The organism is Streptomyces polyasparticus (assembly GCF_014493765.1).
In the GTDB taxonomy this organism is placed as follows: domain Bacteria; phylum Actinomycetota; class Actinomycetes; order Streptomycetales; family Streptomycetaceae; genus Streptomyces; species Streptomyces polyasparticus.
Genome location: NZ_JACTVJ010000001.1, coordinates 51932 through 66528 on the forward strand (window position 1 = coordinate 51932; position 14597 = coordinate 66528).

The 14597-nt window shown below is 72.2% G+C and carries 14 protein-coding genes; 11 read left to right on the top strand and 3 right to left on the bottom strand.

Annotation, left to right across the window (positions count from 1 at the left end; translation table 11 throughout):
• Positions 1 to 187 precede the first annotated feature (187 nt).
• The 3 genes from H9Y04_RS00195 to H9Y04_RS00205 all read left to right on the top strand — a co-directional run bounded on the left by H9Y04_RS00195 (position 188) and on the right by H9Y04_RS00205 (position 2815).
• Positions 188 to 592 (top strand): hypothetical protein, encoded by a 405-nt coding sequence (locus H9Y04_RS00195; protein WP_187811532.1) that lies wholly within the window; start codon positions 188 to 190, stop codon positions 590 to 592.
• A 109-nt stretch (positions 593 to 701) separates the two neighbouring features.
• A complete protein-coding gene (locus H9Y04_RS00200) occupies positions 702 to 1427 on the top strand; it encodes a GNAT family protein (RefSeq protein WP_187811533.1) in 726 nt (241 codons plus the stop codon).
• A 107-nt stretch (positions 1428 to 1534) separates the two neighbouring features.
• On the top strand, positions 1535 to 2815 hold the full coding sequence (locus tag H9Y04_RS00205; RefSeq protein WP_187811534.1) for a CehA/McbA family metallohydrolase: 1281 nt from the start codon (positions 1535 to 1537) through the stop codon (positions 2813 to 2815).
• 146 nt (positions 2816 to 2961) lie between these two features.
• Here the strand turns inward: H9Y04_RS00205 and H9Y04_RS00210 are convergent, their stop codons facing one another.
• Positions 2962 to 3756 carry an AfsR/SARP family transcriptional regulator gene (locus tag H9Y04_RS00210; protein ID WP_187811535.1) on the bottom strand — a complete coding sequence of 265 codons (795 nt, stop codon included), beginning with the start codon at positions 3754 to 3756 and terminating at the stop codon, positions 2962 to 2964.
• A gap of 119 nt (positions 3757 to 3875) precedes the next feature.
• On the opposite strand from H9Y04_RS00210, the gene H9Y04_RS00215 reads away from it, so the two are divergent.
• The 6 genes from H9Y04_RS00215 (at position 3876) to H9Y04_RS00240 (ending at position 8390) form a co-directional block, all read left to right on the top strand.
• Positions 3876 to 4409 carry a redoxin domain-containing protein gene (locus tag H9Y04_RS00215; protein ID WP_187811536.1) on the top strand — a complete coding sequence of 178 codons (534 nt, stop codon included), beginning with the start codon at positions 3876 to 3878 and terminating at the stop codon, positions 4407 to 4409.
• Between the two features lie 73 nt (positions 4410 to 4482).
• Entirely contained in the window at positions 4483 to 4662 is a 180-nt protein-coding gene (locus tag H9Y04_RS00220) for a hypothetical protein (protein ID WP_187811537.1), read from the top strand.
• Between the two features lie 151 nt (positions 4663 to 4813).
• Positions 4814 to 5365, top strand: a complete 552-nt coding sequence (locus H9Y04_RS00225) for a MauE/DoxX family redox-associated membrane protein (RefSeq protein ID WP_187811538.1) — start codon at positions 4814 to 4816, stop codon at positions 5363 to 5365.
• A 69-nt stretch (positions 5366 to 5434) separates the two neighbouring features.
• A complete protein-coding gene (locus tag H9Y04_RS00230; RefSeq protein WP_187811539.1) occupies positions 5435 to 6001 on the top strand; it encodes a TlpA family protein disulfide reductase in 567 nt (188 codons plus the stop codon).
• A gap of 14 nt (positions 6002 to 6015) precedes the next feature.
• Positions 6016 to 7884 (top strand): ABC transporter ATP-binding protein, encoded by a 1869-nt coding sequence (locus H9Y04_RS00235; RefSeq protein ID WP_187811540.1) that lies wholly within the window; start codon positions 6016 to 6018, stop codon positions 7882 to 7884.
• On the top strand, positions 7881 to 8390 hold the full coding sequence (locus tag H9Y04_RS00240; RefSeq protein WP_187811541.1) for a S26 family signal peptidase: 510 nt from the start codon (positions 7881 to 7883) through the stop codon (positions 8388 to 8390). Before H9Y04_RS00235 ends, H9Y04_RS00240 begins: the two co-directional genes overlap by 4 nt.
• Here H9Y04_RS00240 and H9Y04_RS00245 read toward each other — a convergent pair.
• Positions 8332 to 9213: a sigma-70 family RNA polymerase sigma factor gene (locus H9Y04_RS00245; protein WP_187811542.1), complete on the bottom strand. Its 882-nt coding sequence runs from the start codon at positions 9211 to 9213 to the stop codon at positions 8332 to 8334. The two genes, H9Y04_RS00240 and H9Y04_RS00245, sit on opposite strands and share 59 nt — an antisense overlap.
• Positions 9214 to 9294: 81 nt before the next feature.
• On the opposite strand from H9Y04_RS00245, the gene H9Y04_RS00250 reads away from it, so the two are divergent.
• Together H9Y04_RS00250 and H9Y04_RS46485 are read left to right on the top strand one after the other, a co-directional pair.
• Positions 9295 to 9744 carry a carboxymuconolactone decarboxylase family protein gene (locus H9Y04_RS00250; RefSeq protein WP_187811543.1) on the top strand — a complete coding sequence of 150 codons (450 nt, stop codon included), beginning with the start codon at positions 9295 to 9297 and terminating at the stop codon, positions 9742 to 9744.
• A 153-nt stretch (positions 9745 to 9897) separates the two neighbouring features.
• Positions 9898 to 12207, top strand: a complete 2310-nt coding sequence (locus H9Y04_RS46485; RefSeq protein ID WP_236070483.1) for a pectate lyase family protein — start codon at positions 9898 to 9900, stop codon at positions 12205 to 12207.
• A gap of 61 nt (positions 12208 to 12268) precedes the next feature.
• Here H9Y04_RS46485 and H9Y04_RS00260 read toward each other — a convergent pair whose 3' ends face one another.
• Positions 12269 to 14554, bottom strand: coding sequence for a glycoside hydrolase family 3 C-terminal domain-containing protein (locus H9Y04_RS00260; protein WP_187811544.1), 2286 nt, complete (start codon positions 14552 to 14554; stop codon positions 12269 to 12271).
• Between the last annotated feature and the right edge of the window lie 43 nt (positions 14555 to 14597).

Consider the following 14597-nt stretch of genomic DNA (forward strand, 5'->3'; position numbering starts at 1 on the left):
TCGACAGGGCGGGGGAGCGGATCATAGCCTACCGATATCCGGAATCGAAACTCCGGCATACGGAAGATCTTTGCGCGTACTCGGCGGGGCGCCGGTCCGGCGCCGGCCCGGCGCCGGGGTGATCCATGATCCGGCCCATGGACCTCGCCCGGATACTGCGGAGCGCCTCGCCGCTGCCGCACAGGAGTTGGCTTTCGGCCGCAGCCGGGAGTGGTGCCGGTTGCGGGGTGGGGAGGCGCGGGCCGGTGTCATCCGGGCCGAGCTGACCCTGTGTCCCGCAGGGGAGGCGTTCCGGCGGACGCCGGTGCCGGGCGCCGGCGTGCTGCGGCCGATGTGGGACATCGGCGCCGGCGGGGCGCGCGAGCTGGATATCGCCCGGCTGTGGGTCGAGCACGCCGCCGAACTCGCCCCTGGCGCGACGGCGACGGTGCGGCTCCTGCCGCTCACCGCCGCGCGCTGGCGGCAGCTCGCGCCGGGCGACCGGATCACGCTGTACGAGACGGCGGAGGCCGGCGGGACGGGGGTGGTCGTGGAGGTGCGGCCGCCGGAGACGATCGCCCTCCCGAGGCGCGTCCGAGTCGTGATTGAGTAGGCGGCGGCCATGCCTGAACAGCGCGCGGCGACCAGGCCCGAACCGGCCCGCAGTTGAAGCGAATTGACCCGAAACCGAACCGAACTGTCCCGAACGAAGAGGAGCCCCCATGCCCGAGTCGGCCGCGAGGCGTCAGGCCCGCAATTCCGCCGCCTTCTGGGCCGCGACCGCCGAGTCACGCGGCCACGAGGTCGTACGGCGCCGCGGGTTTCTCGCCGCGGTCGGCGACGAGCGCGCCGGGACCCGGTTCCTGCTGCAGGAACCGGACCTCGACGCGGACGAGCTCGCGGAGCTGACCGGGCTGGCGCGGGGCGCGAGCGGTCCGGTGGATGCCGAGGATCCGTTCAGTGCCACCGACCTCGGCCACCTGGGGATGCGCAACTGGCAGATGCCGGTGATGGTGCGCGAGCCGGGACCCGTGGCCGCGCCGGCGATGGAGGTCGTCCGGGTGCACAAGCCCCAGGAGCTGCAGGACGCCGAGCGGATGGTGATCGGCGGCTTCGGCCTCGGCCGCTTCGAGCCGTACCGGCCCGGGGAGATGTTTCCCGACGCGCTCCTCGAACAGCCGGGCGTGGACGTGTTCCTCGCCGTCCTCGACGGTGAGCCCGCCGGTGCCTGCGTCACCGTCGTCGACGAAGGGATCGGCAGCCACTACTGGGTGGGCACGCCGGACACCTTCCGCTCCCGCGGTGTCGGGCGGGCCGTCATGCTCGGCTCGCTCGCGCCCCTGGCGGACCTGCGGGTGACCCTCACCGCCTCGAAGCTCGGACGTCCGCTGTACGAGTCGCTCGGCTACACCGCGCTCGCCGAGTCGACCTGGTGGGCTTCGAACTGACGGCAACGACCTTGTCAGCGGCGTGAGTTGAGCCGTACCGAACTGTTCTCCCGGTCGTACGTTCCGGGCCGTATCCGTCTTGGCATGCCCGCGCTAGCTTGCGCGCCATGAACCCCCACCACGCGCACGGATGCGCTCACGACCACGATCACCCGGCCGACCCCGCCGTCCCGTACGGCCATGTCGATCACCAGCACGGCGGGCTCGGCAGACGCGCCGTGCTGGCCTCCGCCGGCGGCCTGCTCATGCTCGCCGCCATGCCCGGCAGCGCGCGGGCCGCCCACGCCACCCAGGCCGGCTCCGCGCTGCCGCTGCTCGCGGCCTCGCGCACCTCGAAGCTGACGCAGGGCACGACGCTCGTCCACGCCGATATGCACAACCACACCGTGATGTCCGACGGTGACGGCTCCGCGCAGGCCGCGTTCGGGTCCATGCGCGAGGCCGGGCTCGACGTCGCGGCGCTCACGGACCACGCGACGCTGTTCGCGATCGACGGCCTGAGCTCCGGCGAGTGGAGCACCCAGGGCCAGCTCGCGGACGCGGCCAACGACCCCGGGCAGTTCACCGCGATCCGCGGCTTCGAGTGGTCGAGCCCGCTCGAAGGCCATATCAACGTCTGGAACACCGGCGACTTCGCCGACCTGCTCCGCGCCGCCGGACCCGGCAACCTCTACAACTGGCTGGCCGCACGGCCCGCGGGCCTCGGCAGCTTCAACCACCCCGGGCGCGAGCCCGGCCGGTTCAACGAGTTCGCCTTCAAGGCCTCGGTGCTCCAGCAGATGGTCGGCCTGGAGATGTTCAACCGCACCGACGACTACCTCTTCGAGGGCTGGTCGTCCGGCAAGGCGTCGCCGCTGGTCGTCTGCCTCAACTCCGGCTGGCGGCCCGGCCTCACGGGCGTCACCGACGAGCACGGCACCACCTGGGGCTTCCACGAGGGCAAGGGGCGCAGCGGTCTGTGGGTCACCGAGAACACCCGGGCCGGGGTGTTCGAGGCGATGCGCGCCCGGCGCTCCTTCGCCACGCGGGTCTCCGGCCTGCGGGTGGACGCCACGGCCAACGGCGTACGGATGGGCGGCACGCTGCCGGTCACCTCCGGCGACGTGCGCTTCCTCGTCGACATCGACCGCGGCCCCGACTGGGACGGCAAGCCGCTGCGGGCCCAGGTGCTGCGCCCCGGCACCAAGGCCCCGACGGTGGTCGACGTCGTGGACACGGTGAACGGCGCGGTCGCCGACCTCACCGTCCCGCTGAACGCCGCCGACGGGAACTGGGTCGTCCTGCGCGTCTCCGACCCGTCCGTCGCCAACGGCACCCCGGGTCCCGCGGGCCACGCCTGCAACGACTTCGGCGTCGCGTACACCAGCCCGTGGTGGCTGGGAGCCTGACCGGCCGGCATCGCTCGGCGGGCGCCCGTCATACGGTGCCTCGTACTAGGCGGGCGCCCGTCATACGGTGCCTCGTGCTCCGCGGGGGCGTCACCCGGCGCCCCCGCACTCCCCACCCGGCGCCCCGCACTCCTCACCGGCGCCCGTCACACCGAGCCCAGCGCCCCCCGTCGCAGCATCCGCGGATGGACGGGACCGTCGCGCAGGATCGCGTCCTGGAGGTCCTTCAGCTCGCGGGTCAGATCCAGGCCGAGCCGGGCAGCGAGCCGTGTGCGGGCCGAGGAGAGCACATGCAGGGCGTCCGCGCGGCGGCCGCATGCGTAGAGGGTGGCGGCGCGGAAGGCGAGCAGGGTCTCGTGCTCGGGGTGGGCCTCGGTGAGGCGGGCCAGCTCGGCGGCGAGCGGCCAGTAGTTGCCGATATCGAACTCGGCCGCCACATGCAGGAGTTGAGCCGTCAGATGCAGCTCCTCGAAGGCCGCGCCGACTCCGCGCCGTATGCGGTCGGAGGCCACATCCTCCAGGACGGGCCCCCGCCACTCCGCCAGGGCCAGCGAGGCGAGGCGCGAGATCTCCTGCGGGGTGGTGGCACCGCGCGCCCGGTCGACGAGGCGCGTGAACCGGTGCAGGTCGACCAGCTCGGGATCGCCGGTCAGGGTGTACGTGGAGCCGCTGCGCAACAGCTGTACGGAGCCGTCGCCGCCCCGGCGCAGGCTGGCCCGTAATCGGCAGACGTCCACGTACAAGTCGGCCCGTGGACGCGGGCGTTCGCCTTCCTCGGACAGTAGATCGGTCAGCCGGTCCATCGGCAGCGGCCGCCCCATCTCCACCAGGAGCAGGCCGAGCAGCAGCCTTTCGCGGCGGCGGCCGATGGCCGCGGGGCGTCCGTCGACGGTCCATTCGACGGTGCCGAGCACCCGGAAACGAGACCCCGTGGCAAGCATGGCGGCATCATGCGCACCTCGTCATGTTCCTGGCAAGATCTTGGCATTCTTGCGACAGGCACCACCTTTCACACTGATCCCTCCTGCATCTGCGCCCATCCGCGCCAGGGGGTCGGAACTTGCCTTACGTCATCACGGGTCTCGTGCTCGTCGCCGCCGTCGCCGCGCTCAACACCGTCCTGCTCGTCGTCATCCTGCGCCGCTGGCAGGAGCTCGAAGCCGTCCGCCGCCGTGACGGTTTCGCGGGCCAGGGGCCTCAACCGGGCGATCGGCTCCCGGAGTTCACGTCCACCGCGGTCAGCGGCCGCACCCTGAGCGAGAGCGACCTCCGCTCCGGTGAGCTGCTGCTCGGTGTCTTCTCGCACGACTGCCCGTCCTGTACGGACAGCCTCCCGGACTTCGCCGAACAAGCGGGGCGCGCCCGTGCGGCGGGCGGCCGGGCCGTGGCCCTCGTGATGGGGGAGGAGGCCGGCGACAGCGCACTGACCGGCCAACTGGACGGCATCGCGGACGAGATCGTGGTGCACCCGGAGGCGGCGCCGTTGTTCCGCGCGCTGCAGGTGCCCGCGTTCCCCACGATCCTGCGCTACCGGGACGGTGTGGTCACCGCCCCCTTCGCCGCCGACCGTGAACCGGTGCCGGCGGCCTCCTGAACCCCGGTGCGGCCGCGGATCGCGGCCGCACCGCGGAGTACGCACATCCCCAACCCACAGGAAGAGGAGAACCATGCGCACACTCAAGGCCGGCGCCGGCCGACTGATCGAGCGGATCCTCCCGAAGGCGGAGGCCGAGGCGGGCTGCCCGCCGGACTGCTGGACCGAGTGGTCCACCAGCGCCCAGCGCTGTCGCCGCTGCTGCTACACGGCGGCGTGCGGCGTGAGCTGCGGCAGCTGGAGCTACTGCTGACACCCGCGGGGCGGGCCGCGTGCGGCCCGCCCCGTTCCCGCCGGCTGTCCACGGTCGCCTCCCTGACCGTCGCGGTCTCCTCGCCGTCCCGGCCCGCCCGCCGTTCCGGTCCGCCTGCCCTCGGTCGCCGTCCACCCCTCCGGAGTGCCTCGTGTCCGACTCGCTGCTCCTGTCCGATCTGCTGCTCGTCTGCCGGCTGACCCTGGTCTGCGTCCTGGCCGTGGCGGGCCTCGCCAAGCTCCGCGACCGGCGCCGGTTCGCCCTGGCGCTACGGGACTTCGGCTTCGTGCCGGACGCCGTGCGGCCCGCGCTCGCCGTCCTTGTGCCGGTGGCCGAACTCGCCGCCGCCGTCCTGCTCGCCGTGCCCGGGACGCTGGCCGCCGGCCTCGCGCTCGCCGCGGCCCTGTGCGCCGCGTTCTGTGCGGTGGCCGTCTCCGCCATGCGGCGCGGCGGCGGCGCGGGCTGTCCCTGCTTCGGCAGCAGGACCGCCGTGCCGATGGGCGCGTGGCACGTCGCCCGCAACGCGCTCCTCACGGGGCTCGCGCTGCTCGGCGGCGGCATCGTCCTCGCGCAGGGCGCCTCAACACCCTTCAGCGGTCCGGCACTCGCGCTCGCCGCGGCGGCCGCCGTGTACCTCACCGCCTTCGCCGTCTTCACCGACGACCTGGCCGTCTTCTTCGCCACCCCGGCCACGCGCGCCTGACGTACGGGCCCGCCTCCCACGCCACCCGCTCCAGCCGGAGTCCGCCCCCGCCGAAAGGACGACCACCCCGTGAACTACGCCCTCGCCGGCCTCGCCCTGCTCGCCGCGATCACTCTCGCGAACGCCCTTCTGACCGCCGCGGTCGTGAAGCGCTGGAGGGCCGCCGTCACCGCCTCCGCCCATGCGGCCCACGCCTCCGCCGCACCTGCCGGCCCACCCGAACTAGCCGTACAAGAGGGCGACCCCGTACCGGAGTTCACGCTGCACACACCACAGGGCGAGGTCACCGCCCAGGACCTGTCCGGTCACACGGCTCTGCTCTGCTTCCTGCGCCCCGACTGCGGCCCCACCCGCGAGAGCCTGCCCGCCGTCCGGCGCTGGGCCGAGACGCACGCCCCGGCAGGCGCACGGGTCGTCGCGATCGTGAACGGCGCGCCCGAGGCCGCCGGACCGCTGCTCGAAGCCGTGGCCCCGTGCACGGAGCTCACCACCGTCGAGGCCCCGGACGGCCCGCTCGCCCGGACCTTCGGCGTACGCCACCACCCGTCGTTCGTCCTTCTGGACGCGGACGGCACAGTCACCGAGACCGGCATCGGCAACGGTTCCCTCACCGCGCTCGACCTCGCCACCGTATGAGCACGCGCCGCCGGATGAGCACGAAGCCGAAGCCGACGGGACCCGGACCGGACGGAAGCGAGAGCGCCCCGCGCCGCAGCGACCTCCTGCGCGGACTCACCGCCGCCTTCGCCCTCGCCCTGCGCGCCTGCCCCGGCGCGCTCGCCACCCGCGTGGCCACCGTCGTCGTCGCGGGCGCGGCCCCCATCGCCGCGTCCTGGCTCCTCAAGTACGTGGTGGACGGCCTCACTTCGGGGGACTTCCGCGTCGCCGACCTCACCTGGGCCGCCGCCGGTATCGGCCTGCTCACGGTGGCGCTCGCGGCCGGCGCGGCCGTCTCCTCGTACGCCGACGGCCGGATCCGGCGCGCCACTGGCACCCGCGCCCAGAGCGAACTGCTCGAAGCGGTGAACCGGCTCAGCGGCCTGTCCCGGCTGGAACAGCCCGCCTTCCACGACCGCCTCCAGCTCGCCATCCAGAGCGCACAGGGCGCCGAACGCCTCGTCGGCGCGGCACTCCAGGGCGCCCAGGGACTCCTCACCATGACGGGCTTCCTCGGCAGCCTGCTGCTCATCAGCCCGGTGCTCACCCTGATCGTGGTGGCTGCCGCAGTCCCCGCCCTCTTCGCCCAGCTGGCCAACAGCCGCCATCGCGCCGACCTGTTCTGGCGCACCAGCAACCTCGCCCGCCGCCAGATCTTCTACCGGGGCCTGCTCACCGACTCCCAGGCCGCGAAGGAGATCCGCCTCTACGGCCTCGGCCCCTACTTCGCGCGGCGTCTGCGCGAAGACCTCGACGGCATCAACGGCCAGGAGGAGCGGCTCGACCGCCGCCTCGTCCGCCACGAGAGCGCACTCGCCGTGCTCGGCGCCGCCGTGTCCACCGGGGCGCTCGTCTGGGGTGTGCACCAGGCCGCGACGCATGCCCTGAGCGCCGGTGACGTATCGCTGCTCGTGGCCGCGCTCGCCGGGGTGCAGACCTCGCTGATCAGCCTGGTCGGGTGCATCGCCCAGAGCCACCAGACGGCGCTGCTCTTCGACCACTTCCTGTACGTGACACAGGTGACGGACGACCTGCCCGCACCGGTGGCCCCCGTCGCGGTGCCGGCCCTGCGCCGCGGCATCGAACTGCGCGACGTCTGGTTCCGCTACACCGACGACGGGCCCTGGATCCTGCGCGGCCTCGACCTCACCATCCCGTACGGCACCAGCCTGGCCGTCGTCGGGCTCAACGGGGCCGGCAAGAGCACCCTGGTGAAACTCCTCTGCCGCCTCTACGACCCCCAGCGCGGCAGCATCAGTTGGGACGGCACCGACCTCAGGGTGCTGTCCGCCGAGGAGCTGCGCCGCCGTATCAGCGTGGTCTTCCAGGATCCCATGGAGTACGACCTCACGGCCGGCGAGAACATCGGCCTCGGCGATCTCGACGCGCTGCACGACCAGGAACGTCTGCGCGCGGCCGCCACGGATGCGGACATCCACACCGCGCTCGCCCGCCTCCCGCAGGGGTACGACACGATGCTCAGCCGGATGTTCTTCCCCGACGACACCGAAGAGAGCGCCACGGGCGTGCAGTTGTCGGGCGGACAGTGGCAGCGGCTCGCGCTCGCCCGCGCCCTGATGCGCTCCGGACGGGACCTGATGATCCTCGACGAGCCCGGCACCGGCCTGGACGCGGTGGCCGAACGCCATGTCCACGACCGCCTGACCACCCTGCGCCAGGGCGCGACGAGCATCCTCGTCTCCCACCGGATGGGCACCGCACGCGCCGCCGACCTGATCGTGGTCATCGCCGACGGCACCGTACAAGAGCGCGGCAGCCACGAGGAGTTGATGGCACTCGACGGAGCGTACGCCGAGCTCTTCACGACACAGGCCGAGGGGTACGAGGAGACCGTCAGGTGACCGCCGCGCTGCTCCTGTCCCTGGTGGGCCTGCCCCTGCTCGCCCTGCTGCTCCTCCGCGGCCGCCTGGTGGCCGTGACCGTACGCGGCTACAGCATGGCGCCCACGCTGATGCCGGGCGACCGCATCCTGATGCTGCGCGGCCTGCGCCGGATTGCCTCCGGCCGGATGGCCGTCGTCACCGCGCCCCACCCGGAGCACGGCTGGCAGCCGCCTGCCGGTGAGGCGCCCGCGTCCTGGTACGTGAAGAACATCGTGGCCGTGGCCGGAGAGCCCGTGCCCGACTGGGCCCACCGCTGCCCGGGCCCCCGCGTACCGCCGCGCATGCTCGTGCTGCTCGGCGAGCGGCCCGGGTCGATGGATTCAAAGCAGTGGGGCTACTGCCCCGAGGACCAGGTCATCGGGACGGTCCTGCTCCGCCTGCGGACGGCTGCACCTTCCCCTGGCCCTACTCCGGCATCGGCAGATCCAGCTCCGCCAGCCTCACCGGGTCGTTCACCACACTGATCCCGATGATCCGGCCGTCCGCGACGGAGAAGGAGAGCACCGAAGCCACCTTGCCGTCCACGCCCCAACTGACAAGTCCCGGACGCCCGTTGACCACGGCGGTACGACCGAGCGCCGCCTCTCCCGCCCCGAACCGCGCACTGGCCGCGACCTTGGTCGCACCGAGCACCACGACCTCGCCCTCCGCGGTGTCCACGCTCAGCCGGACCTCGGGGTCGAGCACCCGGAGCAGCTCGTCGAAGTCCCCGCCGCGCGCGGCCTTCAGGAACGCCCGCACCACGGCCCGCTGTTCGGGCCCCGGCTGCGGCCGCTCGGCCGCCTGCACCTTGCGCCGGGCCCGGCTGGCCGTCATCTTCGCGGCCGCGGTCGACCTGCCGAGGATCCGGCCGATCTCGTCGAACGGCACCGCGAACAGGTCGTGCAGCACGAACGCGAGCCGCTCGTTCGGCCCGAGCGACTCCAGTACGACGAGCAGCGCGGCCCCGACCGAGTCGGCGAGCGCCGCCGTCTCCTCGGGAGCGGGGACGGGGTCGGCGTCGAGAGTCACCACGAGCTCCGGCAGCTGGTCGTCGTACACGGGCTGGGGGCGGGTCCTGCGCGAGCGCAGCGCGTCGAGGCTGAGCCGGCCGACGACCGTCGTCAGCCAGCCGCCCAGGTTGTCGATGGCCGCCGGGTCCTGCCGCGCGAGCCGCAGCCAGGCCTCCTGCACCACGTCCTCGGCGTCCGCGTGCGAGCCGAGCATCCGGTGGGCCACCGCGTGCAGCCTGCCGCGCTCGGCCTCGAAGGCCTGGGCCACGGGCTCGGCCGGGCGGGGTTCGGTCATGTCGTTACCTTCCTCGGAACTGCTCCGTCATGGGGGATGACGGGCCCGAACGGGTCCGGGTAACGAATGAGGAGCATCACGATGGAAGCACGTATCAAGAGCACCCCGAACCCCGACGTGACCACCGCGGTCAAGCACCTGTACAAAGCCATAGCGGCAGGGGGAGTGGACCCGAAGGTACTGAGCCTGGTGCACCTGCGCGCCAGCCAGATCAACGGCTGCGCACCCTGCGTCCACGCCTCGGTCACCGCGGCGAAGCAGGCGGGCGAGACCGACGAGCGGCTGCACACCGCGGGCACCTGGCGCGAGACGCCCTTCTTCACCGACGAGGAGCGGGCCGCGCTCGCGCTCACCGAGGCCGCCACCCGTATCCAGGACGGCGCGCCCGGAGTGACGGACGAGATCTGGGACGCGGCCGCGGACCACTTCACCGAGGAGCAGCTCGGCTCGCTGATCCTGGAGATCGCCCTGACCAACTTCTTCAACCGCATCAACCACACGATCCGCGAGCAGGCGGGCAAGACATGGTGAGCGTCCAATCCTGGTGAACTCCCTTGCCTCCCAAGGCAACTGAGTTTGTCAGATCCGTTGACGAATACCTGCGCCCGGCCTAGCTTCGTCGCGTCCTTCGCCATATCTCATATACGAGACGCGATATCCGATCCGGAGAGGTGAGGTCGACGCATGAGAGCAGCGTGGAAGGTTTCGGTGCTTGCGCTGAGTGCTGTGCTGGTCGCTTCGGGGGCCGTGCAGGCCGACGGCAGGCAGGCACCGGAACCCGCCGCCCCGAGTCCGGCCGCCGCGAGCGCGGCGCAGTCCGCCGCCCGCGACCTGGGCCGTGAGGTCCTGCCCGCAGGGGACGGCTGGGCGAGCGCGGACGGCGGCACCACGGGCGGTACCGCCGCGGACGCCGCGCATGTCTTCACCGTCCGCAACCGCGCCGAGCTGGTGCGCGCCCTGGACGGCGGCAGCGACACCCCGAAGATCATCAAGATTGCGGGCACCGTCGACGCCAACACCGACGACCGCGGCCGCCGGCTCGACTGCGCGGACTACGTGACCGGCGGCTACGACCTCGACGCCTATCTGAAGGCGTACGACCCGCGCACCTGGGGCGCCGCCAAGCCCTCGGGGCCGCAGGAGGAGGCCCGCGCCGCCTCCGCCGCCCGCCAGGCCGAACGCGTCGAGCTCGCCGTCGGCTCCAACACCACGATCGTCGGCGAGGGCACGCGCGCCGTCCTCGAAGGCGGCAGTCTCCAGGTCGAGAACGCGGAGAACGTGATCATCCGCAACCTCGAAGTACGCGACGCCTACGACTGCTTCCCCGCCTGGCAGCCCAACTCCGGCGGCCTCGGCGACTGGAAGTCCGCGTACGACACCATCTGGCTGCGCGGCGCGCGCCATGTCTGGGTCGACCACGTCACGGCGAGCGACGGCGACCGCCCCGACGCGGGCGAGCCGGTGCACTTCGCCCGCCCGTTCCTGCGCCACGACGGACTGCTCGACATCACCAACGGCTCCGACCTGGTGACCGTCTCCTGGAGCGAGTTCGACGAGCACGACAAGGCGATGCTGATCGGCAACGGCGACAACGTCACCACCGACCGCGGCAAACTGCGCGTCACCCTCCACCACAACCGCTTCAAGTCGGTGGTGCAGCGTGCACCGCGCGTGCGCTTCGGCCAGGTGCACCTCTACAACAACCGCTACGACATCCCCGGTGACGGCCACTACCGCTACTCGATCGGAGTGAGCACGGAGTCGCGGATCGTCGCCGAGAACAACGCGTTCACGGCGCCCGCCCACATCGAGGTCGCGGACCTGGTGAAGAGCTGGAACGGCACGGCCCTGAGCCAGCGCGGCAACGAGTTCAACGGCTTCCCGGTCGATCTGCTCGCCATCTACAACTCGTACAACTCGGGGAGCGAGCGCGACCTGGTGGCGGATGTCGGCTGGACGCCCGAGCTGCACGGCCGGATCGACAGCGCGGGCGAGGCGGCCAAGGACGTGGCGCGCGGGGCGGGCGCGGGACGCCTGAGCCTGCGCGCAGCCGATGCCACCGCCACCACCGCCGCACTCACCACACACGACAGCCCCCACCTCGCCGACCGCCCTCACGGCTTCGCCTCCCTGGGCGGCGGCACGACAGGCGGCGCGGCGGGCGAGACCGTCACCGTCCGCACGCAGGCCGACCTGGCCAGGTACGCGGCCGCCCCGGAGCCGTACGTCATCCGGATCGAGGGCGCGATCGAGGTGGCGCCCTTCGGCTCGGACATCGTGGTGGCCTCGGACAAGACTCTGATCGGCGTGGGCACTTCGGGCGAGATCGTGCACGGAGAGCTGCACCTCAACCCCGGCACGAACAACGTCATCATTCGCAACCTCACCATCCGCGACTCGTACGTCGAGGGCGACTGGGACGGCAAGACCACTGACTTCGACGCGATCCAGATGGACTCGGTGCACCACGTGTGGATCGACCACAACCGCCTGACGCACATGGGCGACGGGCTGCTCGACATCCGCAAGGACAGCGACTACATCACCGTGTCGTACAACCGCTTCGAGAACCACAACAAGGCGCTCGGCATCGGCTGGACGAAGAACACGCAGACCCGGATCACGATCGACCACAACTGGTTCCTCGGCACGAAGCAGCGCAACCCTTCGGCCGACAACTGCGCATACGCGCATCTCTACAACAACTACCTGTCCGCCCAGGTCGACGACGGCGACCCGCTGTGGACGTACGGGAACTGGGCCCGCGGCAGCACCAAGATGGTGATCGAGAACAGCTACTACGACGGCGTGCAGCACCCCTACCAGGCGGACGCCACCGCCGAGTTGGTGGAACGCGGCTCGGTCCTGAAGGACGCCACCGGCCGTCACGACGAGTGGGGCGAGGCCTTCGACCCGCGCTCGTTCTACAGCTACCGCCTGGACCCGGCCCACGCGGTGCCGGCGCTGGTCCGCAAGTTCTCCGGACCGCAGTAAGCGACCGATGGTCCGGCACCTTGCCCCCCGTGCGAGGTGCCGGACCAACGGGGGCCGGGGGTCAGCTGCCCGCGTACTTCTCCACCGCCACCGCGACCTGCTCGGCGTCCACCGGGAACCCCGGGAAGCGGACCAGGCGGCTGAGCGGGATCGCCCGCATCATGGCCCCGTTGTGCGGGTCGAACATGATGCCCGCGAAGCCCTCCGTGCCGAGCGCCTCGCGCAGCCAGGGACCGGCCGCCGGATGCCCGAGCCACTGCTCGGCCGTCGATGCGGCGGCAAGCGGCGCCACGAAGCCGTCCCCGGCGAGCTCGACCGAGGTCTCCAGGCGGATGTCGCGCGAGGACGCGCCGACCCGGAGCCCGAACGTGCCGCCCTCGACCGTCCAGCGGCCCGCGCCCTCGTGCCAGTACGCGAAGGCCCGCCGCGTCAGCGTCAGCGTGACCCGCTCGCTTTCGCCCGGCGCGAGGAACACCCGCGCGAACGCCCGCAGTTCCTGCTCCGGACGCTGTACGGACGCCTCCGGATCGGTCACGTACAGCTGGACCGTCTCGCTGCCGGCCCGCTCCCCGGTGTTGGTCACCCGCACGCTGACCTCGACCAGCGGATCGTCGCCGTCGGCCTTCACCGTGGTCACCAGGTCGCTGTAGTCGTACGTGGTGTAGGACAGGCCGTGCCCGAACGGGTAGGCGACCGCCGCCCGCCGCGTGTCGTACCAGCGGTAGCCGATGAGCAGCCCCTCCGCGTACCGGACGCGGCCGAACTCGCCGGGGAACGCGCCGAACGCCGGGGTGTCCTCGTACCGCAGGGGCAGCGTCTCCGCGAGCCTGCCCGACGGGTTGGCCGTGCCGAGCAGGAGATCCGCGCAGGCCGCACCGCCGCCCTGCCCGAGCAGCCAGGTCTCGAGCACGGCGGGGACGCGGTCCTGCCAGGGCGCGAGGGTGACCGCGGAGCCATTGGACAGAACGACGACCGTACGAGGATTGGCGGTGGTGACCGCGTGCAGCAACTCGACCTGATGGGCGGGCAGTTCCATGTGCGTACGGTCGAATCCCTCGGACTCGTACGAGGCGGGCAGCCCGAGGAACACCACGGCGACCTCGGCCTTCGCCGCAGCCCTGAAGGCCTCGTCCACGAGCTCGGGGTCGGCCTGCTCGGACTCGATCACATAGCCCGGCGAGAAGGTGACCTCGCGCCGGCCGTCGAGCGCGGCCCGCAGCGCGTCCAGGGCGGTGTCGACCCGGGTCGGATTGACCTGTGAGGAGCCCGCGCCCTGGAAGCGGGGCGTGCGGGCGAACTCGCCGATGACGGCCAGCGAACCCCCGGCGTCGGGGTCGAGCGGCAGCAGCCCGTCCTCGTTCTTCAGGAGCACGGCGCTCGCGGCGGCCGCCTCGCGGGCGAGCGCGTGGTGCGCGTCGGCGTCGAAGCCGGCCGGCGCCTCGTCGAGAGCGGGCAGCGCGCGGTCGACGAGGGTGAGCAGCCGGGTGACCGCCCGGTCGAGGTCCGCCTCGGTCAGCCGCCCGTCGTCCAGGGCGTCGAGGAGCGCGCGGGCGCCCGTACCGCCGGAGGACGGCATCTCCAGATCGGCGCCCGCGGCGAGGCTCGCGGGACGGTCCTCGATCCCGCCCCAGTCGGAGACGACCAGGCCCTCGAAGCCCCAGCCGTCGCGCAGGATCTCCGTGAGCAGCTCGCGGCTCTCGGCCACGTACCTGCCGTTGACCTTGTTGTACGAGGACATCACGGTCCACGGCTGCGCCTTGGTGACCACGGCCTCGAAGGCCGGCAGATAGATCTCGCGCAGGGTGCGCTCGTCGATCTCGGCGGAGACCGTCATCCGGTCGGTCTCCTGATTGTTGGCTACATAGTGCTTGAGCGAGGCACCGACGCCCTGGCTCTGCACGCCCTCGACCCAGGCGGCGCCCAACTCGCCCGCGAGGTAGGGGTCCTCCGAGAAGTACTCGAAATTTCGGCCGCACAGCGGCGAGCGCTTCATGTTCACGCCGGGTCCGAGCAGCACCGACACCCGCTCGGCGCGCGCCTCACGGCCGAGCGCCTCGCCGACCCGCGTGAGCAGGGCGGTGTCCCAGCTGGACGCGAGGCCCGCGGCGGGCGGGAAGCAGGTGGCGGGCACGCTGTGCAGAAGGCCGAGATGGTCGCCGTCCTCGGGCTGCTTGCGCAGACCGTGCGGCCCGTCCGAGAGCATCACGGACGGGATGCCGAGCCGTTCGACGGGCTCGGTGTGCCAGAAGTCCGAGCCGTCGAGCAGCGCGGCCTTCTCCTCGCGGGTGAGCGCGGCGAGCAGGGCGGGTATGTCGAGGCGGCGTGACGTGGTGCCGGCGGCGGTCATGCGTCAACTCCTTGCTGTGTACGGGTGGTTGGTGCCGTGTCGG

Coding starts and splice junctions, on each gene's coding strand:
- H9Y04_RS00220 (WP_187811537.1), top strand. CDS start 4,483: ATGCGCACACTCAAGGCCGGCGCCGGCCGACTGATCGAGCGGATCCTC.
- H9Y04_RS00260 (WP_187811544.1), bottom strand. CDS start 14,554: ATGACCGCCGCCGGCACCACGTCACGCCGCCTCGACATACCCGCCCTG.
- H9Y04_RS00245 (WP_187811542.1), bottom strand. CDS start 9,213: ATGACCGAACCCCGCCCGGCCGAGCCCGTGGCCCAGGCCTTCGAGGCC.
- H9Y04_RS00200 (WP_187811533.1), top strand. CDS start 702: ATGCCCGAGTCGGCCGCGAGGCGTCAGGCCCGCAATTCCGCCGCCTTC.
- H9Y04_RS00235 (WP_187811540.1), top strand. CDS start 6,016: ATGAGCACGAAGCCGAAGCCGACGGGACCCGGACCGGACGGAAGCGAG.
- H9Y04_RS00205 (WP_187811534.1), top strand. CDS start 1,535: ATGAACCCCCACCACGCGCACGGATGCGCTCACGACCACGATCACCCG.
- H9Y04_RS00210 (WP_187811535.1), bottom strand. CDS start 3,756: ATGCTTGCCACGGGGTCTCGTTTCCGGGTGCTCGGCACCGTCGAATGG.
- H9Y04_RS00250 (WP_187811543.1), top strand. CDS start 9,295: ATGGAAGCACGTATCAAGAGCACCCCGAACCCCGACGTGACCACCGCG.
- H9Y04_RS46485 (WP_236070483.1), top strand. CDS start 9,898: ATGAGAGCAGCGTGGAAGGTTTCGGTGCTTGCGCTGAGTGCTGTGCTG.